Annotated in this window: 19 protein-coding genes; 6 read left to right on the plus strand and 13 right to left on the minus strand. The window is 64.8% G+C overall.

The window, feature by feature from the left end; all coding sequences use genetic code 11:
• The first annotated feature begins 43 nt into the window (after positions 1-43).
• Positions 44-1114 carry a GGDEF domain-containing protein gene (locus GR158_RS00260; RefSeq protein ID WP_160869200.1) on the plus strand — a complete coding sequence of 357 codons (1071 nt, stop codon included), beginning with the start codon at positions 44-46 and terminating at the stop codon, positions 1112-1114.
• Here GR158_RS00260 and GR158_RS00265 read toward each other — a convergent pair.
• Positions 1102-1443 (minus strand): hypothetical protein, encoded by a 342-nt coding sequence (locus GR158_RS00265; RefSeq protein WP_160869202.1) that lies wholly within the window; start codon positions 1441-1443, stop codon positions 1102-1104. The genes GR158_RS00260 and GR158_RS00265 overlap by 13 nt on opposite strands.
• On the opposite strand from GR158_RS00265, the gene GR158_RS25480 reads away from it, so the two are divergent.
• On the plus strand, positions 1442-1567 hold the full coding sequence (locus GR158_RS25480) for a hypothetical protein (RefSeq protein ID WP_256365801.1): 126 nt from the start codon (positions 1442-1444) through the stop codon (positions 1565-1567). The two genes, GR158_RS00265 and GR158_RS25480, sit on opposite strands and share 2 nt — an antisense overlap.
• Positions 1568-1573: 6 nt before the next feature.
• Complete coding sequence (locus tag GR158_RS00270; protein ID WP_160869204.1) at positions 1574-2086, plus strand: L,D-transpeptidase; 513 nt, start codon at positions 1574-1576, stop codon at positions 2084-2086.
• A 7-nt stretch (positions 2087-2093) separates the two neighbouring features.
• On the opposite strand, the gene GR158_RS00275 is transcribed toward GR158_RS00270, so the two are convergent.
• From GR158_RS00275 to GR158_RS00290, 4 genes are all read right to left on the minus strand, one after another.
• On the minus strand, positions 2094-2888 hold the full coding sequence (locus GR158_RS00275) for a M15 family metallopeptidase (RefSeq protein ID WP_160869206.1): 795 nt from the start codon (positions 2886-2888) through the stop codon (positions 2094-2096).
• Positions 2878-3264 (minus strand): hypothetical protein, encoded by a 387-nt coding sequence (locus tag GR158_RS00280; RefSeq protein WP_160869208.1) that lies wholly within the window; start codon positions 3262-3264, stop codon positions 2878-2880. Before GR158_RS00280 ends, GR158_RS00275 begins: the two co-directional genes overlap by 11 nt.
• 78 nt (positions 3265-3342) lie before the next feature.
• Positions 3343-3951: a pyridoxamine 5'-phosphate oxidase family protein gene (locus GR158_RS00285; protein ID WP_134649990.1), complete on the minus strand. Its 609-nt coding sequence runs from the start codon at positions 3949-3951 to the stop codon at positions 3343-3345.
• Between the two features lie 71 nt (positions 3952-4022).
• On the minus strand, positions 4023-4931 hold the full coding sequence (locus tag GR158_RS00290) for an alpha/beta hydrolase (RefSeq protein ID WP_160869210.1): 909 nt from the start codon (positions 4929-4931) through the stop codon (positions 4023-4025).
• Between the two features lie 47 nt (positions 4932-4978).
• Between GR158_RS00290 and GR158_RS00295 the strand changes: the two genes are divergently transcribed.
• Positions 4979-5458, plus strand: a complete 480-nt coding sequence (locus tag GR158_RS00295; protein ID WP_160869212.1) for a MarR family winged helix-turn-helix transcriptional regulator — start codon at positions 4979-4981, stop codon at positions 5456-5458.
• On the opposite strand, the gene GR158_RS00300 is transcribed toward GR158_RS00295, so the two are convergent.
• The 4 genes from GR158_RS00300 to GR158_RS00315 all read right to left on the minus strand — a co-directional run bounded on the left by GR158_RS00300 (position 5455) and on the right by GR158_RS00315 (position 9571).
• Positions 5455-6666, minus strand: coding sequence for a low temperature requirement protein A (locus GR158_RS00300; RefSeq protein ID WP_160869214.1), 1212 nt, complete (start codon positions 6664-6666; stop codon positions 5455-5457). The genes GR158_RS00295 and GR158_RS00300 overlap by 4 nt on opposite strands.
• On the minus strand, positions 6663-7247 hold the full coding sequence (locus tag GR158_RS00305; protein WP_134649994.1) for a TMEM175 family protein: 585 nt from the start codon (positions 7245-7247) through the stop codon (positions 6663-6665). Before GR158_RS00305 ends, GR158_RS00300 begins: the two co-directional genes overlap by 4 nt.
• 71 nt (positions 7248-7318) lie before the next feature.
• Complete coding sequence (locus tag GR158_RS00310) at positions 7319-9151, minus strand: monovalent cation:proton antiporter-2 (CPA2) family protein (protein WP_371731603.1); 1833 nt, start codon at positions 9149-9151, stop codon at positions 7319-7321.
• A gap of 45 nt (positions 9152-9196) precedes the next feature.
• On the minus strand, positions 9197-9571 hold the full coding sequence (locus tag GR158_RS00315; RefSeq protein WP_160869218.1) for a gamma-butyrobetaine hydroxylase-like domain-containing protein: 375 nt from the start codon (positions 9569-9571) through the stop codon (positions 9197-9199).
• A gap of 200 nt (positions 9572-9771) precedes the next feature.
• Here GR158_RS00315 and moaA point away from each other — a divergent pair, with 200 nt between their 5' ends.
• On the plus strand, positions 9772-10758 hold the full coding sequence (gene moaA, locus GR158_RS00320; protein ID WP_160869933.1) for a GTP 3',8-cyclase MoaA: 987 nt from the start codon (positions 9772-9774) through the stop codon (positions 10756-10758).
• A 5-nt stretch (positions 10759-10763) separates the two neighbouring features.
• On the opposite strand, the gene mobB is transcribed toward moaA, so the two are convergent.
• The 3 genes from mobB to GR158_RS00335 are packed head-to-tail and all read right to left on the minus strand — an operon-like array spanning position 10764 to position 12833.
• Complete coding sequence (mobB, locus tag GR158_RS00325) at positions 10764-11276, minus strand: molybdopterin-guanine dinucleotide biosynthesis protein B (RefSeq protein WP_160869220.1); 513 nt, start codon at positions 11274-11276, stop codon at positions 10764-10766.
• Positions 11273-11902 (minus strand): molybdenum cofactor guanylyltransferase MobA, encoded by a 630-nt coding sequence (mobA, locus tag GR158_RS00330; protein WP_160869222.1) that lies wholly within the window; start codon positions 11900-11902, stop codon positions 11273-11275. The genes mobB and mobA overlap by 4 nt, the downstream gene beginning before the upstream one ends.
• Positions 11903-11927: 25 nt before the next feature.
• The gene (locus GR158_RS00335) at positions 11928-12833 is read right to left on the minus strand and encodes a DMT family transporter (protein WP_160869224.1); all 906 of its coding nucleotides are present in this window, start codon (positions 12831-12833) and stop codon (positions 11928-11930) included.
• A gap of 386 nt (positions 12834-13219) precedes the next feature.
• On the opposite strand from GR158_RS00335, the gene GR158_RS00340 reads away from it, so the two are divergent.
• Positions 13220-15763, plus strand: a complete 2544-nt coding sequence (locus GR158_RS00340) for a methyl-accepting chemotaxis protein (protein WP_160869226.1) — start codon at positions 13220-13222, stop codon at positions 15761-15763.
• Positions 15764-15866: 103 nt separating this feature from the next.
• Here the strand turns inward: GR158_RS00340 and GR158_RS00345 are convergent, their stop codons facing one another.
• Positions 15867-18035: an OmpA family protein gene (locus GR158_RS00345; RefSeq protein WP_160869228.1), complete on the minus strand. Its 2169-nt coding sequence runs from the start codon at positions 18033-18035 to the stop codon at positions 15867-15869.
• Between the last annotated feature and the right edge of the window lie 329 nt (positions 18036-18364).

Genomic DNA, 18364 nt, shown 5'->3' on the forward strand with positions numbered 1-18364 from the left:
TTTATTTTACGGGCCTGTATCAAACCGCTCGGGGGCAGGTGCCATGAACACGGCAGTCGCGCAGAAGGTCCAGGTGCCGGACATCGCGGCGCAGGTCACCTATGCCATGCGCATTATGGGCATCTCGCCCATTCCACGAAATTACGAGCTGTTCTACGAGGCCTATATCGGCTCGAATCCGAAGCTGACCCGCGAACTTGCGGCCCTCGGCAGCAAGGCCACGCAGGAAGAGCTGGACGAGATCGGCTCGCAGTATTTCGGCCATCACCACGGCGTCACCGCCATGGACGGCGTGCATACGCGCATTGTCGGCGAACTCGAAGGGCTGCTCCGCCTGCTCAGGCAGGAGCAGACGTCGCTGGAAAGCTACAACCGGCTCCTCGACGAGACGGTCGTGCGCATCACCGGCAAGAACGCCACCAGCATGGACCTCATCAGAAGCGTCATCGGCGTGCTGACCGAGGCGACCGGCGACACCATCAGCCAGGGCAAGGTGATGGTGGAGAATGTCGCGCAGAAATCGCTCGAAATGGAGAGCGTGCGCAAGGAACTCGACGAGTACAAGCGCATCGCCTCCACCGACTCGCTGACCCAACTCGCCAATCGCCGCGCCTTCGACGACAAGCTGTCGGCCATCTACAACTCCACGATGGCACACAATGTCACCGGGCTCATTCTCGCCGATATCGATCATTTCAAGAAGATCAACGATACCTACGGCCATCCCGTCGGCGACAAGATCCTCGCCTCCGTCGGCAGCGTGATCCGCGCGAATGTCCGCAAGGACATCCTGGTCGCGCGCACGGGCGGCGAGGAATTCGCCATGATTATCGAGGGCAACAACGAGGAAGAGGTGATCGCTATCGCCGAGCGCGTCCGCGTCGCGCTGGAGCACACGCCCTTCAAGAACTCCAAGACCGGCGTCAATTACGGTCCCATCACCATATCGCTCGGCCTGTGCATGGCCTCATCGGCGGAAGGCCCCGGCGAACTCTATTCGAAGGCCGACATCGCGCTTTACTGCGCCAAGAACGGCGGCCGAAACCGCACGATGCCCTTCGAGGACGGCATGAAGAAGGATTTCGCCAAGAACTGGCTGATCTACAGGCGATAGCGACGGCGCTCGGTTCGAAACGGCGCCCTTGCGGCGCCGTTTTTACGTTTCGGCAAGGAATTTTTCGGCGCGCCGCATATCCGGCGGAACCGGGACGGAAATCGTGCGTTTGTGTGGCAAGCAAGGAGACAAGCGCCATGCAAACCGGATTTTTCGAAATGACGATGATCGCCGCCCTGATGCTGAGCAGCCTGGTCTGGATACAGCCCTTCTGATCGGCCGCGCATGCGGCTCTGTTCCGCGAGGAACAGCGCGGGCGCTGCCGCGATCCTAGAACAGTCCCATCGAAAAGCCGGCGAGGCCGGATGCTCCGACAGGGACAGGATCATGAAAACGCTCGCTATCGCCCTCATCGCAGGGCTTGTTTCCACCTCCGGCGCCTTCGCCGCCGGTCAATCCACAGATCCGATCGAGGTATCCTCGCTCTCGTCCGCAACACATAAGGCCGGCTGACTTCAGGTGCTGTCGAGCGGCAAGCCAATCGCCTCGGACAAGAAGATCGCCGCGGTCTCGCGTGCTCCCATCGCCCGCGAACTCGTCGCTTTCAACGAGAAGGTCGCGCCCGGCACCATCATCGTCGTCAACTCGGAGCGTCGCCTCTATCACGTCCTCGGCTCCGGCCTTGCGATGAAATATGCCGTCAGCGTCGGTCGTGCGGGTTTCATCTGGACCGGGACGGAAAAGGTGACGCGCAAGGCCGAATGGCCGACCTGGACACCGCCGCAAGAGATGCGCGACCGTGAAGCCAGGAAGGGCAAGGTCTTGCCCGTCTCGATGAAGGGCGGCCTCGACAATCCGCTCGGCTCGCGCGCCATCTATCTCGGCTCGACCATCTACCGCATCCACGGCACCAACCAGCCGTCATCGCTCGGCAAGGCGCAATCCTCGGGCTGCATCCGCATGGCAAACGAGGATGTCGAGCACCTCTACGCGCAGGTCTCCGCCGGCGCCACCGTCATCGTGCGCGATTGAACCAAACTCAGCGACAGGCTGAAGCGCCCGCCGCTTTTGCGATGGCGATCAGTTCGGGCCGGTACTCGAAATGCATCGTGTCGTAGTGATACCAGCGGCCACCCCAGATGAAGCCGTGCTGTTCAAAAATCTCCACGATCTCCAGCGGATACTTGTTGGCATATGTCGGCACCCTGCCCGGCTTTCCGCCGGACCAGATCCAGTAATCCGCAAATTTCGTGTTGAGATCGATTGCGGCGCCGAAACTGTGCACCGACATGTTCTTCGCGCCGGAGACCTTGCGCCAGTTGAACACGCCCGCCGAAGGCGACAGATACCGCTTCAGCTCGGGCTTCGCCGCAAGCGCATCGCGCACCTTCTCCAGCGCCGCCGCCGCGCCCTGCCGCTTCGTCACGCGCACCGTCTCGCCGAACCACGCGACGGGCACGAGATCAGCCCCGACCGCCTTGGCCGATGCACCGAAGAGCCGCATCATCAGCGCATCGCTGCGGATGCGGCCGGGATCGAAATTGACCTCCGGCTTCCGCTCGCAGGGCCCGAGCGGATAGATCTGCCGCAGGCTGTCCTCGACATCGCCGGAGGCAAGCATCGTCGGATGATCCTTGACCTTGCCGTCGTCTATCTCGAGCGGCGGGCCGCCGTCCTTGAAGATGAGCGCGTTGCCCTCCACGCCGGAGAGGCTTTCCGGGTAGGCTTCCACCAGAAGCTTGAGACGGACCGCGAGATCCGGTTCCGCCGCCCCCGCCGGGCAGGCGGCGAGGAAAACGGCAGTCACGCCCGCAAGAAGGCGCTTAGTCGACATTGATGTTGATGTAGTCGCCGTGGGCGCCGCGCCAGATCTGGACATTGATGCGCACATCGCCTTCCAGCAGCAGACGCGCGGCACCGCTGTCGATGCGGCCGTGGCTGAGCATGCGCTCGGCCAGTTCGCGGTTGCGTGCCGAGGCGAAGAAGCCGTCCGTCTCATCGCCCGGCTGGCGGATGCCGAAGCGGTGCACGTTCGCCCGGTCCTGGCGGATCACCTGCCAGGGCTGCGTCAGGCGCTCATTGCTGGAATTGTAGAGATCGTCCTGGCCGATATAGGCATTGTAGCTCTCGATCAGTTCATCCGCCCGGGCAACCCCCATTGAGGCCACAAACATGCCGGCAAGTGCTGCCGCAAAAAGTCCTGTCCGCATTTCCAACTCCAGATTTCGGCTAAAGCCATTCACGATCAGGGATAAGACGATTCTGCGTGGCGCCATATTCGCCGGCGCCTACCACATCGTCTTCGCGGCCCTGCCCGGCCATTCGCGATCATAGGCTTCGCCGTCGAACCCCTTCTTGGCGGAAGCAAGCATCTGCCCGACGGTCGGCAGTTGCGCCGTGTCGCGGAATTTGTCGGGGTTCCAGAGGTCGGCCCGCAAAACCGCGCGGGCGCACTGGGAATAGACCTCCTCGACCGCAATCACCACGACCGAACGCGGATGGCGCCCGTCCATCACGAACCGTTGCGTGATCGCCTCGTCGATGCGAACCACCGCGCGGCCGTTCACGCGCATCGTGGTGTTGGAGCCGGGGATAAGAAACAGCAATGCGACACGCGGATCGCGCACGATGTTGGAGAGCGAATCGATCCGGTTGTTGCCGCGCCAGTCCGGCAGCATCAGCGTGCGGTCGTCCTCGATATGGATGACGGCGTCGGCATCGCCGCGCGGCGAGCAATCGAGCCCTTCCGGCCCGACGGTCGCCAGCGCCATGAACGGCGAGGCCTCGATCATGGTGCGATGTTCCGGCAGGACATGGTCCGTGACCTTGACGAGCGATGACTCGCCCGGCGCTCCATAAAGGGCGTTCAACTGTTCGACTGACGTCACGACGGTCATGTGCTTCTCCATGCTCTGTCCAAACCGGGCGGATCGCACCTTTCCATGACAGTGGCGTGACGAAAAGCCCCTCAGGCGGCTATCCGCTGCCGATCCTCCGCAAAGAAGCCGACAATGCGGTCGATGACGGGCGCCGCCGAAACGATGCGCCGGTGGCCGAAGCCGTTCGCCCATTCCAGCGTGACGTTGGGTCCGGCGGCCGCGTAGCGGCGCGCATGGTGGGCGGGAACCTCCTTGTCGTCTTCGGCATGCAGCACGAGCATGGGCGTGTCCAGCCCGCCCGCCGCGCTTGCCGCATCGAAGGCCGACAGCGGCGCGCCGGCAATGCTTTCGACATGGCTTTCCAGCGCGGTCTGCGCCCGCGGCCCGAGCTTCAGGTAGCGCCCGAGATCCTTGAAAAGCCAGGTCATCTCGCTCGGCGAACCGATGGTCACGAGCCGGCGCGGCCGGTGCGCCGGAACGGCGGGCACGAGGCCGCTCGCCGCGCAGGCAAGGGCCGCACCGCCGAAGGAATGGCCGCAGAAATAGTCGAAGCCGCCGAAGCGCTGCCAGGCCGCATCGATCGCCCGCACCGCCATCGGCAGGGTGAGCGTGCGCCCGCGCGCGGCACCGTGCCCCGGCAGGTCGAGCGCCACGACCTCATGGCCGGCCGCGACCAGTTCCTCCGTCAGCGCGGAAAGATAGGCCGCCCGCGAACCCCATCCATGCACGACCAGAACCCGCCCGGCGAAGGCCACGCATGGCCGGGCGGCGAAACGGTGGGCGACCGCCACCCGTCCGTCGAATGCGAGCGTCACGCGCTGTGCCTGCCGCATCCAGCCTTCGGAGCGCGCGAAAAGCTCCTTTTCCTTGGCGGTGCGCGGCCGGCGTCCCGGCGTCGTGGCAAAAATCCGGAAAGCCGCGCGGCCGGCCGCATCGGGTGAGACGGCGGCCACGCCCGACAGCGCGAGCCGGATGACCTTCAAGCCAAAGGATGCCATAGTGGGAAACCATAAAAATGTTCAATGCTGAACAATAAAGTACAACGATGAACGAAAATCAAGCCTTTCCCTGGGATCATCCGCGCTTTCGCAGCTGGATCGGCGTGGCGCGGGCCTGCCAGCTCATGCAGCAGGCGATGACGCGCGCGATCGCGGACCTCGATATCAAGACGCCGCATCTCGACATCCTGATCAACCTCTATCGCTTCGACGGCATCTCGCAGCAGGAGCTTGCCCGCAAGCTGCTGGTCGGCCGTTCGAACATGAGCATGCTTCTGCCGCAGCTTGAAAAGCGCGGCCTCATCGAGCGCCGGCCCGATGCGAAGGACAAGCGCATCCTGCGTCTTTCGCTGACAGGGAGCGGCCGAGACCTGACGATGCAGGCCATGGCGATCCAGACCGGCCTCATCGAGCGCACCCTGTCCCGCACGCCGGAGGATCGCTGCCTGCAGGTCGCCGACGCCATGGAGGACATCATCCGCATCCTCCAGACGATGGAGCCCGCGGACGATGCCGATGACGGTTAGGCCTGCGTGAGCGCGTCCGCCGGGGTGGATTTCAGCGAGAAGAATTCCCAAAGCGCCACGCCGAAGAGCACGATCCCTGCCGCCATGAACAATTGGTAGGGCTCGACGAACGGCACGATGACGGAAAGCGCTAGGAGCGCGGCGACGCCGACGATGTGCGAGAGCGGCGAGCGCCCGCGGATCGTCGCCTTGAACCAGATATTGCCGAGCAGGAAGACCACGGGTCCGCCGATGATGGCGCTTGCCGTCTTCGCATCGAGGTGGCCCAGCGGATGGGCGAGCGCGAATTCCTCGGCCACCGCCGACAGGATGATCCCCGCGACGATCGGAATATGCGCATAGGTGAAGGCCATGCGGGCGATGCGGCCGGGCGTCGGCGAATGCTCGATCAGATGCGCCGCCTCGCCATGGCCGAACCGGAAGTAGATCCACCACATGGTCGCCGTCGAGACGAAGGCGATGAGCAGCAGGAAGATGGTGAAGCCGTCGAGCAGTTCCATGCCCGCGACCGTGCGCCCCGTGACGAGGATGGTCTCGCCAAGGCAGATGATGACGAAGAGCGCGCAGCGTTCCGCCATGTGCTCGCCGGAGACCTGCCAGTCGCTGACGGACGAGCGGCCAAGTCCCGGCACGGCGAAACCGAGCGCCGGCGACGCATATTCGATGGCAAGCGCAACGAGCCAGAGCGCCAGCCGCGCCTCATGCTCGACGAGGGCGCCGGCAATCCAGAACACCGCCGAGAAGATCGTCCAGACGGTGATGCGTGTGAAGTTCCGGCTGTTCTCCGGCCAGTCGCGGCGCATGGCGTGGGCGGTGAAGGCGGAGCGGCCGACCTGCATGGCGACATAGGTCAGCGCGAAGAGCAGCCCGCCGGACCCGAAGGCCGTAGGAATCGCAATGGAAAGCAGAAGCCCCAGGAACATCAGCACGAACAGCAGCAGGCGCACCGGCGACTTGTCCGGATCCAGCCAGTTCGTCGCCCAGGTCGTGTAGATCCACACCCACCAGATCGCCAGCATCAGCAGCGCCGCCTCGACGAGACCGAGCGGTGAATAGTGCGCGGCCAGCGAATGGGAGAGCTGGATGATCGTCAGGACGAAGACGAGATCGAAGAAGAGCTCGGCGAAGGCGACCTTGCCCTCGCTCGCCGTGCCGCGGACACGCAGGCAGGCGGAATGGATGAAACGCTGGTCCTCGCTTGCCGTCATGGCGCGTCCTTCTGGTAGAGCTGTTCGAGGCGGCGGTCGGGCACGATCCACAGGAGCGCGACCGCTGCATAGAGCACGTGGGAAATCACGGGTGAGACAAAGGCCAGCACGATGGCGGCAAAATAGAACACGGGCGAAAACCGCCCCTTGAAATCACGCCCCAGCGCGCTGCGTATGCGCGACTTGTCGGGATGGACGGCCACGATCCGTATCTGCAGGATCTCGTAGGCGACGGCCGTCAGAAGCAGGATGACGCCGTAAAGGGCCGTCGGGATCGGCGCCGACGGATTGTTGCCCATCCAGGCCGTGACGAAGGGAATGAGCGACATCCAGAACAACAGGTGCATGTTCGCCCACAGCACGCCGCCGCTGGCGTTTCCGCAGACAGTGAGCAGGTGGTGATGATTGTTCCAGTAGATCGCCACATAGACGAAGCTCAGGAGGTAGCCGAGGAAGATCGGCACCATCGGCACGAGAGCCGCCAATGTCGGCTCTTTCGGCACGGCCAGCTGAAGAACCATGATGGTGATGATGATGGCGATGACGCCATCGCTGAATGCCTCGAGCCTACCCTTGTTCATGAGCGCCTCATGTCGATTTTAATTAGACATGACGCATATTTTGGTGAGTCGCTAGAGACGTTTGTGAAACGTCAATTTTCCTGTTCTTCCTCGCGGCGATGTCGCTCCTCTTCCGCGGCCGCGCGTGCACGGCCGGTACGCGCCGCGATGATGTCGGCGGGCTGCGCATTGCCGCGAATGAGCTGGCGGCCGGCATAGATGCCGCCGACCGTCTCCATCGCGAAGCGTTCGCGGTCCACGTCGCGAAAGTCTTCCACCACATCCTCGGCGACGTCGTCGTCTTCACCGAGCGCCTTCAGCGTTTCGCGGCTGAAGGCCACCGCCGATTCGAAGGTTTCCCGGATCTGGAAGTCGACGCCGGCATGCACGAGGTCCAGCGCATGGCCGCGGTCGAAGGCGCGCGCCAGGAGCGGCACGAGCGGAAACTCCCCCTTCACCACCTCGGCGATCTTGAGCGCGGCCTCCTTGTCGTCCACGCAGATCAGGATCGCCTTGGCGGTTCCGGCGCCGGCCGCGTGCAGGATATCGATGCGCGCCCCGTCGCCGTAATAGACCTTGAAGCCGAACTCGGAGGCATCGCGCACGAATTCGGCGTCCCTGTCGATCAGCGACAGCGTGTAGCCGCGTGCCAGCAGCGGCTGGCTGACGATCTGGCCGAACCGGCCGAAGCCGATGATGAGGACCGTGCCCTCGACATTTTCCGGCAGCGTCAGTCCTTCGGTCGACGGCGCCTTTTTCGGCACCAGCCGGTCGTGGGCGATCACCATCAGCGGCGTCAGGATCATCGAGATGATGATCGTCGCCGTCAGGATCGCGTTGGACTGCGCGTCGAAAATGCCGGCCGACACGGCCGCCGCATAGAGGACGAAGGCGAATTCGCCGCCCTGCGCCATCAGCACCGCGCGCTCGAGGCTTTCGGCGTGGCAGGTGCCGAGCAACCGGGCCACAACGTAGATCAGCAGCATCTTGGCGACCATGTAGCCGACGACGCTCGCCGCCACGAGCTGCCAGTTGGCCGCGATGACCGAGAGATCGATCGCCATGCCGACGCCCAGGAAGAACAGGCCGAGCAGGATGCCGCGGAACGGCTCGATATCGGCCTCCAACTGATGGCGGAAGGCGGATTCGGAGAGCAGCACGCCGGCGAGGAACGCCCCCATGGCCATGGAGAGGCCCGATACCTGCATGGCGAGCGCCGAGCCGAGCACGACGAGCAGCGCCGCAGCGGTCATCACCTCGCGCGCGCCTGACGATGCCAGCACCCGGAACAGCGGATTGAGCAGATAACGCCCCGCCAGCACCAGCGCGACGACGGCGCCGATGGCGATGCCGACGGAAATCCAGCGGTCGGACGCGTCCGCGGCCGAAGCCCCCGTGCCCAGGAGGGCGACGATGGCGAGCAGCGGCACGATGGCGAGATCCTCGAAGAGCAGGATGGCGATGATGCGCTGCCCCTTGAGCGTGGACATCGTTCCCCGTTCCTGCAGCATCTGCATGACGATGGCAGTCGAGGTCATCACGAAGCCGGTGCCGGCCACGAAGGAGGGAATGAGCGGAAAGCCGAAGGACAGGCCGATACAGGTCAGCGCGGCGATCGCGCCGATCACCTGAACCGCCCCGAGCCCGAAGATATCCTTGCGCATGCCCCACAATCGCGACGGCTGCATCTCCAGGCCGATGATGAAGAGGAACATCACCACGCCGAGTTCGGCGACATGGATGATCGCCTGCGGATCGGCAAAGAAGCCGAAGCCGAACGGTCCGACCACGAGGCCGGCTGCGAGATAGCCGAGTACCGAGCCGAGGCCGATCTTCTTGAAGATGGGAACCGCCGCGACGCCCGCCGCAAGGAGGACGACGACCTGCGTCAGATCGTTTGCATTCGCTTCTGCGGCCAAGGGCATCTCCCGTCCGGGCTGGCTGGACACCGCCCCCGACGGGCTGTCCGGTTATCGCGGCTTTTCCGATATATCGCGGCTCATGCCCTTCTCCGCAAGCTCGCGCTCGTAGTCGGCGAAGAGATCGGCCCCGTTTTCCCCGAGTTCCCGCAGATAGGACCAGGTGTAGATGCCGGTATCGTGACGGTCGTCGAAACCGATGCGCACGGCATAATTGCCCGTCGGCGTCATGGACAGGATGGCGACATTGCGCTTGCCCGGAACCGTCACCTTCTGGCCCGGTCCATGGCCCTGCACCTCGGCCGAGGGCGAAAGCACGCGCAGCAGCTCGGCGGAAAGGTCGAAGCTTGCGCCGTCGTTGAAGGTGACGACAAGGCGCTGGCGGTCCTTGGAGACACGCAGTTCGGTCGGCCAGAGATCGCCCATGTCCATTCCTTTCTTCACGCTTTCGCGAAGGACTATGCCGCAAGCCGGGGATGCGCAAGGCGCAAAATGCTGTCATAATCGCCGCACCGGCTTGACGATGCGCCCCTGGCGCACGACATGACGGTCATGGAGGACGTGTCTTGAATTCGCATATTGGCCCCTGGACTGGCGCCGACCCCGTCGCGCAATCCGCCGCCCCGATGATCGATCCCTTCGGCCGGGCCGTCACCTATCTGCGCGTCTCGGTCACCGACCGCTGCGATTTCCGCTGCACCTATTGCATGGCGGAGAACATGACCTTCCTGCCCAAGAAGGACCTCCTCACGCTCGAAGAGCTGAACCGGCTCTGTTGCGCCTTCATCGCCAAGGGTGTGCGCAAACTGCGGCTGACCGGCGGCGAGCCGCTGGTGCGCAAGAACATCATGCATCTGGTGCGCGAACTCGGCCGCCACGTCCATGCCGGCACGCTCGACGAACTCACGCTGACCACGAACGGCTCGCAGCTCGCCAAACATGCGGCGGAGCTTGCCGATTGCGGCGTGCGCCGCATCAATGTCTCGCTCGACACGCTCGATGCGGAGAAATTCAAGACCATCACCCGCTGGGGCGATCTCTCCAAGGTCATGGAGGGCATCGATGCCGCCCAGGCCGCCGGCCTCAAGATCAAGATCAACGCGGTGGCGCTGAACGGCTTCAACGACCGCGAAATCCCCGACCTGATGCGCTGGGCCCATGGTCGCGGCATGGACCTCACCCTCATCGAGACCATGCCGATGGGCGAGATCGAGGAAGACCGCACCGACCGTTACCTGCCCCTGTCGGAGATGCGTGCCCGCCTCGCCGAGGAATTCACGCTCACCGAGAATGCCTACCGCACCGGCGGTCCGGCACGTTACGTGACGGTCGAGGAGACCGGCGGACGTCTCGGCTTCATCACGCCGATGACGCACAATTTCTGCGAAAGCTGCAATCGCGTGCGCCTCACCTGCACCGGCACGCTCTATATGTGCCTCGGCCAGAACGACGCCGCCGACCTGCGCCTGCCGCTGCGCGCCTCCGATGACGACGCCCTGCTCTCGCAGGCCATCGACGAGGCCATCGGGCGCAAGCCCAAGGGACACGACTTCATCATCGACCGTCGTAACCGCCCCGCCGTCGCGCGCCACATGAGCGTGACCGGCGGCTGACGCCGTCAGCCGTCGAGACCCGTCACCGCCACCACGAAATCCGCGATCGTCTTCGTATCGTCGAGGTCGAAGACCGGCAGCGCCGTATCCGCCACGGCATGGTCGGCCGCGATGGCCACGATATGCGGATCGGTGGGCGCAAGCGGTTCGCGGTTGGCCGATTCCAGCCGCCGCGCCTCGATCTTCGGGATCGGCTCGCGCTTGTAGCCTTCGATCAGCACCAGATCGCACGGCGCCAGCCGGCCGAGGATTTCCTCGAACGAGGGCTCGGGCGCGCCGCGCAACTCGTGCATGATGGCGTAGCGCGTGCCCGAAACGATCGTCACCTCATGCGCGCCCGCCTGCCGGTGCCGGTAGCTATCGGCGCCCACCTTGTCGATATCGAAGTCGTGATGGGCGTGTTTGATGGTGGAGACCCGGTAGCCGCGCCCGACCAGTTCCGTCACGAGGCGCACCGCAAGCCCCGTCTTGCCGGAGTTCTTCCAGCCGGCAATGCCGAAGATCTTCGGTCGTGTCATCGTTTCAGCACCTCAAGCCAACGTTCCGCCGCGTCGAGATCGTCCGGCGTGTTGATGTTGAAGAAGGGATCGAGCGGCCCCGCAGGAGTCTCGACCGGTTGGAAGGTCACTTCCCGCGCGTCGTGGCGATCGAGGAAGCTGCGCACCCGCAGGACGGCACCGCTTGCGAGCCATGCGGCAAGGTCGTCGACAACAGCGACGGGCCAGAGCGCGAAGACCGGATGCAGGCCATCCGCCGACCGGGCAACGACGATCCGGTCCGGCGCATCGGCAGCCTCATGCAGGCGCGCGACGAGATCGGCGGGAAAGAACGGGCTGTCCGTCGGCACCGTCGCGACATGGCGGGCGTCCGGATGATGGCGGCGCGCGTGGTCGAGCCCCGCCGCCACACCACCGAGCGGACCGGAGCGCGTGGCATCGAGATCGGGAAAGACCGCCAGCCCCTCGCCTTCCGCGCTCACGACCGGCCCGTTCGCGTTGATGGCGACGGTGGAAACCTGCGGCCGCAGTTGCCGGATCGCGTGATCGAGCAGCGAAATCCCGCCAAGCCGGATGCCGGCCTTGTCCCGCCCCATGCGCGACGACAGGCCGCCGGCAAGCACGATACCGGGTATCATATCCGCCATATCATCCGCTCCTCCTACGCTTCCGTCATGGCGATTCAGGCTTCGATTGCTGCGCGAGCGGCACCTGCTTGCGGATATTCTCGCGCGAGAAGGCATAGAGCCCCGACGCCACGATGATCGCCACGCCGACCGCCATCCAGAAATCCGGGACCTCGCCGAAGGCCAGGAAGCCGATGGTCATCGCCCAGATCAGCGACGTGTAGCGGAATGGCGCGATGAACGAGATTTCCCCAATGCGCATGGCGTTGACGATGGTCTGGTAGCCGACGAGAAGCAGCACGCTTGCCCCCGCCAGGCGTGCGAGCGTCTCCAGCGTCATCGGCTGCCAGCCGCCGAGCGGCACGACCAGCGCGCCGCCGACCAGGGTGATGGCGATGGCGGTCGCGCCGCTGATGAAGATCGACGGCACGTCGCGGCTTATCCGGCGGGTGGAAAGATCGCGCGCGGCCGCCCCGATGACCGACGCGACGACATAGATCGCGGCCAGCGAAAATCCTTCCGGGCCCGGCCGGATGACGATCAGCACGCCGACGAAGCCGGCAAGGATCGCCGCCCAGCGCCGCCATCCCACGGTTTCTCCAAGGAAAAGGGCCGCCCCAAGCGTCACCGCAAGCGGCAGCGACTGGAGGATGGCCGACGTGTTGGCAAGCGGCATGGCCCCGAGCGCCGAAACATAGGCAAGCGAAGCGACGATCTCCGCCACCAGACGCAGCAGCACCGCCGGCTGCACGAGCACGCGCCAGGAACAGATCGCTCCCATCCAGGCCGCGATGCCCAGAACGAGCACGCTCGTCATCAGCCCGCGTATGAACAGGATCTGCCCCGCATTCATGCTGTGGGTGACGGATTTGACGAGCGCGTCGTTACAGGTGAAGCCGGCCATGGCGACGACCATGAAGAGCGCCCCCCTGGTATTTGCGGTAAAGCTCATGAAGAATGATTCCATGCATATCCGCGTCAGTCATAAGCCGGATACTCGCCGCTTGCATCCCCGATTCCGCTCAATGAAGCATTGCTTTGACCAAAGAACGGGCTTTTGCTGCCGTCTTGGGCACGGAACCGGTACAATTGTCTGGAAAAGCCTGAATTTCAGCCGCTTGTGGGAAGTATTTCATTAAACTTCCGCGCCTATCGTTACCGCACCCCAATGAACGATCGCATGATGCGACGGGTGAAGGCATGCCGGTGGATGAACGACCGGTAATGCCACGGAACGACGGAAGGCAGGCCGCGCCCACGCAAGGGCATGAGTGGCCCTTTCCGTTTTTTGTGATCACCCCCGGGAATGTTGATCGTCATAAACATGCCGGGGAAGCCATGTCCTTCATCGATCGCCTGCTGCAACAGCGCCGCATCGTCACCAAGGTGCTGCTGTTCGTTATCCCTCTCATCGCGCTGATCGCGGGTATCGGCCTCGTGGGATATTTCACTGCGAGCACGCTGAACGGCCACATGACGGTCACGCGCGAGACGATCAACAGCCTGTCGCACTTCCAGAACCTGCGCACCGCCCTGCAGGACTTTTCCGACAGGCCGAGCCAGGCGACGCGCGATGCGCTCGCCGCGCGCATCGACGAGCAGGAGGCCGGCATCCAGGATCTCCAAGCCCTCCTTCCCGACGAAGCGGAGAAGGCCAAGATCGCCTCGGTCGTCGCGCTCGCCACCACCATGCGCGGCCAGACGGAAAACCTCTGGGCCATCGACCAGGAACGCAACGCCGTGACGGCCGACCTCGAGGGTGCGTTGGCAGCGATGACCAAGGACGGCGAGTTCGCCGAAAAGCAGATCGACGTCATCCGCGGCGAATCGGGCGAAAAGGAAGCCTTCGCCAAGGCCCTGCTGTTCGACGCCGCGGCCTATCAGGGCCTTGCCGAACGCATCGGCAAGTTCCGCAAGCCCGTCGCGCTGGCGATGAAGGCCGAGGACAAGGTAAAGGCCGCCGAGACCTACCTGCCGCAGCTCGTCAAGCAGCTGGGCGAATCCAAGGCGATCGCCTCGGAGAAGGCGCTCGGCCAGATCAAGCCGTTCGAGGCTGAAATCGAGGCCGTGAAGGCGATCCTCGCCGGCAGCGACGATGCCGAAGGCAAGAAGCTGAAATTCGTGCCCGTCCTCGGCAAGCTCGCCAAGTACGAGGCGGACTTCACCAAGGCCGCCGGCGCCAATTCCGACACTGCCGCCAAGCGCTTCGTCGGCATGGATGCCGAAATCGCGACGCTGAAGACGCTGATCTCCCTGATGAACGATACGTTCAAGGCGATCGGCGAGACCCGTCTGCATATCAGCGAACTCCACCGCAAGCTCGATCAGACGAGCCGCGACGCGGTGCTGGCCGACGTGAAGAACGTCTCCGCCAGCGCGGCCGAACTCGCCAAGCTCGGCGCCAAGAACGCCGCCCTGCGCGATCTCTCCCAGAAGCTCGCGCCGTCGCTGGAGCGCGTCGAGAAAGGCACGCAGAACCTGATTGCCGTCGGCGAGACCTGGCAGGCCGCCCGCGCCAGCGCCTATGTCTCCGTCGCCGATGCCAGCCAGACGCTCGAACAATTCGTCTCCAGCGCGCAGGAAGCCGGCAAGCAGGACAGCCAGCGTTCGGCCAATGTTTCGATCATCGCGATGGTCGCCGGCACGCTCCTGGCCATCATCGGCGGCCTGATGCTCGTGGAAACGTTGCGCGGCCCGCTCAAGCGCGTGACGGAAGCCATGTCGCGCCTCGCCTCCGGCGACCTCGACATCTCCATCGACGGCCGCAACCGTGGCGACGAGATCGGCGACATGGTGCGCTCGGTCGCCGTCTTCCGCGACGCCGCGCTCGAAAACATCCGCCTGGAACAGGAAGCCGAAGCCCAGCGCCAGCTGACGGCCGAGGAACAGGCCCGCCGCGCCAGCGAGCGTGCCCGCATCGAGGCGGAGCAGACCGAGGCGCTGACGGCGCTTTCCAACGTGCTCGGCCAGCTCGCCGCCGGCAACCTTGAGGAAAGCATGACGGAGGCGCTTGCTGCCGAATATGTCGCCATGGCGCGCACCTACAACAATGCCGTGGAGGCGCTGCGCGTCACGCTGTCGGACGTTCGCGCCACGACGGTGGAGATCAACAGCGGCACCGGCAACCTCGCCACCTCCGCCGACGACCTCGCCCGCCGCACGGAGCAGCAGGCCGCCGCCCTGGAGGAAAGCTCGCGGGCGCTGCGCCAACTCACCGATATCGTCCGCTCGACGGCCGAAAGCGCGCAGCAGACCGCCGTCTCCGTCGATGAGACCCAGAGCTACGCCCGCCGCTCCGGCGACGTCGTGGCCAAGGCCGTCGACGCCATGGACCAGATCAACAAGTCCTCGGAGAAGATCAGCACCATCATCAGCGTCATCGACGAGATCGCCTTCCAGACGAACCTTCTGGCGCTCAATGCCGGCGTCGAGGCGGCCCGCGCCGGCGAGGCCGGCCGCGGTTTCGCGGTCGTGGCGCAGGAGGTGCGTGAACTCGCCCAGCGTTGCGCAGGTGCCGCCCGGGAGATCAAGGGCCTTATCTCAGACAGCTCCGCACAGGTGCGCAACGGCGTGTCCCTCGTCACCGAGACGGGCGAAGCCCTCACCGTCATCAACCAGCACATCTCGTCCATCCACTCGCTGGTAAGCAAGATCGAGCATGCCGCCGCCGCCCAATACGAGGGCATCAACGAGGTGAACCAGGCCGTGCATCAGGTCGAGCTGATCACGCAGCAGAACGCGACCATGGTCGAGGAGAACACCGCCGAAATCCACGGCCTGCGCCGCCGCGTGCAGATTCTCAACGAGAAGATCGATCACTTCAAGACGCGTGATCTCGACCTGATCCGCGAGGACGGCCTCGGCCGGCATCACGCCGCCTGACGCAACGCGGCCCCGCATGGCCTGAACAACTCGAAGGACCAAAGAAAAACCCGCCGGCTTCCACCGGCGGGTTTTTCGTTTTGCAAAGCGGCGTGAGGCCGGATCAGTTGGCGCTGGCGACCGGGCGGACCAGCGTGGTCACACGGCGGATGGTCACGCGGCGGTTCTGCTGTTCGGCAGACTGCGTGCGTACCTTCAGGAAGCGCTCGCCGTAACCTTGCGTCTGGAGGTTTTCCGGCGGGATGCCGTAGACCTCGGTGAGCAGGCTGGCGACGGAGTCGGCGCGGCGGTCCGACAGGACGAGGTTCGACTTGTCCGAACCGACGGCGTCCGTATGGCCTTCGATGAGGAAGGTCTCGCCCGGATCCTTGTCGAGGATCTTCGACATCGCCTCTGCGACCTTGCGCAGCGTGCGTGCCTGCGACATCGGCACTTCCGCGCTGCCGGTGGCAAAGGTCACGGTATCCAGGTCGATACGGCGGACCTTGTCACGCAGGCGGGCGGACTGCTTCACCTCGTTGATCGTGTAGACGCGCTCCACCCGCTCCACCGGCGGCTCGGAGAGGAACTCGTAGTAGTCGCGGTCCGGGTCGCTCGATGTGTCGACGATATAGTCGCGCAGCGGAATGCGCAGGCGCATCGGCGGCAGCTCGTAGCCGACGTCCACGAGGTCGGGGCGCGGTGCATCATCTTCCAGTTCCGGCGCATAGACGAGGATATACTCGCGGCCGTCGCGGCCGATGCGCGAGCGCTGGATGACGTCGCCATAGCGGTTGTAGATCGTGATGATCTGCACGCCGCCGGGACGAACGATCGTTTCGCGCGTGCGGCCCCGGGCGAGCTCGTCGTAATAGACTTCCTCGGAATCCCGGCGCAGGCGCGGACGGTCGTCGCCACGCACGATCAGCTGGTTTCCGACCGACAGAACGGTGCGGTTGTCGATCGTCTCGACCACGTTCACCTGCGTCACGTTGTTGTTCACCGTGTTGTTGTTCACGGTGTTGTTGTTGATGACCGTGTTGTTGATCACGGTGTTGTTGACGATGTTGGTCGTCTCCGGCACCGCGAAGACCGGCGCGGCGTCGACACGCTGGCCCTCTTCCTTGATGGCGGCCTCGATCTTCTGCGGAACGGCCTCGCGGACCTCCTGCGGAATTTCGGCCTGCGCCGAATCGTCGGAAACCGGCAGCGGAACCTCTTCCTGGGCCCGCAGCTCCTCGCGCTGCTTGCGGCGCTCCTCGCGGCTCATGCGGCCACCGGTATTGTCGGCGTCCTTGTCGCTGTCGAGCACGGCAGCACCGTTTTCGACCGGCAGCACGACCGTTTCGTCCGTCTTGCCCGGGTCTTCGGCGATGGCCTGCTTTTCCTCAGGCGAAAGCGTGTCGACGACTTCCGGAACCGGCTCGCCGGCAGGCGTTTCACCGGTCTCGGCCGTCGCCGGCTGCTCGGTGCCGCCTTCAGCGGGCTGCTCCGCCGTGCTGCCGTCGGCGGGCTGCTGCTGCTGCTCGTCGGTCACGATAGCCGGCTGCTGCTCGACGGGCTGTTCTTCCGCCGGCTGCTGCTGCTCGGTCTGCTGCTGCTGTTCCTCGGCGGCCTTCCGCTGTTCTTCAGCCTGACGCTGGGCCTCCTCGTCCGCGGCCTTCTGCTGCTCGGCGGCGGCACGCTGGGCTTCCTCGTCGGCGGCCTTCTGCTGTTCCTCGGCCTGACGCTGCGCCTCCTCGTCGGCAGCCTTCTGCTGCTCGGCGGCGGCACGCTGGGCTTCCTCGTCAGCAGCCTTCTGCTGTTCCTCGGCCTGACGCTGCGCCTCCTCGTCGGCAGCCTTCTGCTGCTCGGCGGCCGCGCGCTGGGCTTCCTCGTCGGCGGCCTTCTGCTGCTCCTCGGCCGCGCGCTGGGCTTCTTCCTCGGCGGCGCGCTGCTGCTCCTCGGCCTGGCGCTGCGCCTCTTCCTCAGCGGCCTTCTGCTGTTCCTCAGCCTGGCGCTGGGCTTCCTGCTCGGCAGCCTTCTGCTGCTCCTCCGCCGCACGCTGGGCTTCTTCCTCGGCGGCGCGCTGCTGCTCCTCGGCCTGGCGCTGCGCCTCTTCCTCGGCGGCGCGCTGTTCTTCGGCCTGGCGCTGCTGCAGCAGCTCTTCTTCGGACGGCTGGGCCTGCTCGCCGCTGTCCTGGGCGACTTCGAACGGCTTCATGAGGGCATCGGCGAGTGCCGGCGTCGCGATCAGCGACGCGGAAAGCACCGGGAACGCCACGGTTGCGAAAAGTTTTGAGCGGAAAGTCATCGTTTTGTCCTCACGGTGTCCCGTCTTGTTAGTGTCGGGAGCCTGCCGCCGGCATTCTTTGTTGCCGATCGGCGAGTCGCCCGTCTTCCTCTAAAGGCCTAGTCATGCCTGCCTGAACCGTGGCTGAACGGCCAGCGGTGAGCGACGAGATAGGTCGCGCCGCCGCCAAGACCAGAGGTGCGCGGAAATTGTCGTTGAAAGGGGGCGGAATGACGGCGCAAAAGGAGTTGATTTTTACGCGCAAACAGGCCGATTATCCATCCAAGCGGGCACCCCGCCTGCTTTACATCAAGGCCCGGACAACAAGAAAAACCCGAGAGCCTTCAACA

Origin of the sequence: Shinella sp. AETb1-6 (genome assembly GCF_009826875.1) — a bacterium.
In the GTDB taxonomy this organism is placed as follows: Bacteria; Pseudomonadota; Alphaproteobacteria; order Rhizobiales; family Rhizobiaceae; genus Shinella; species Shinella sumterensis.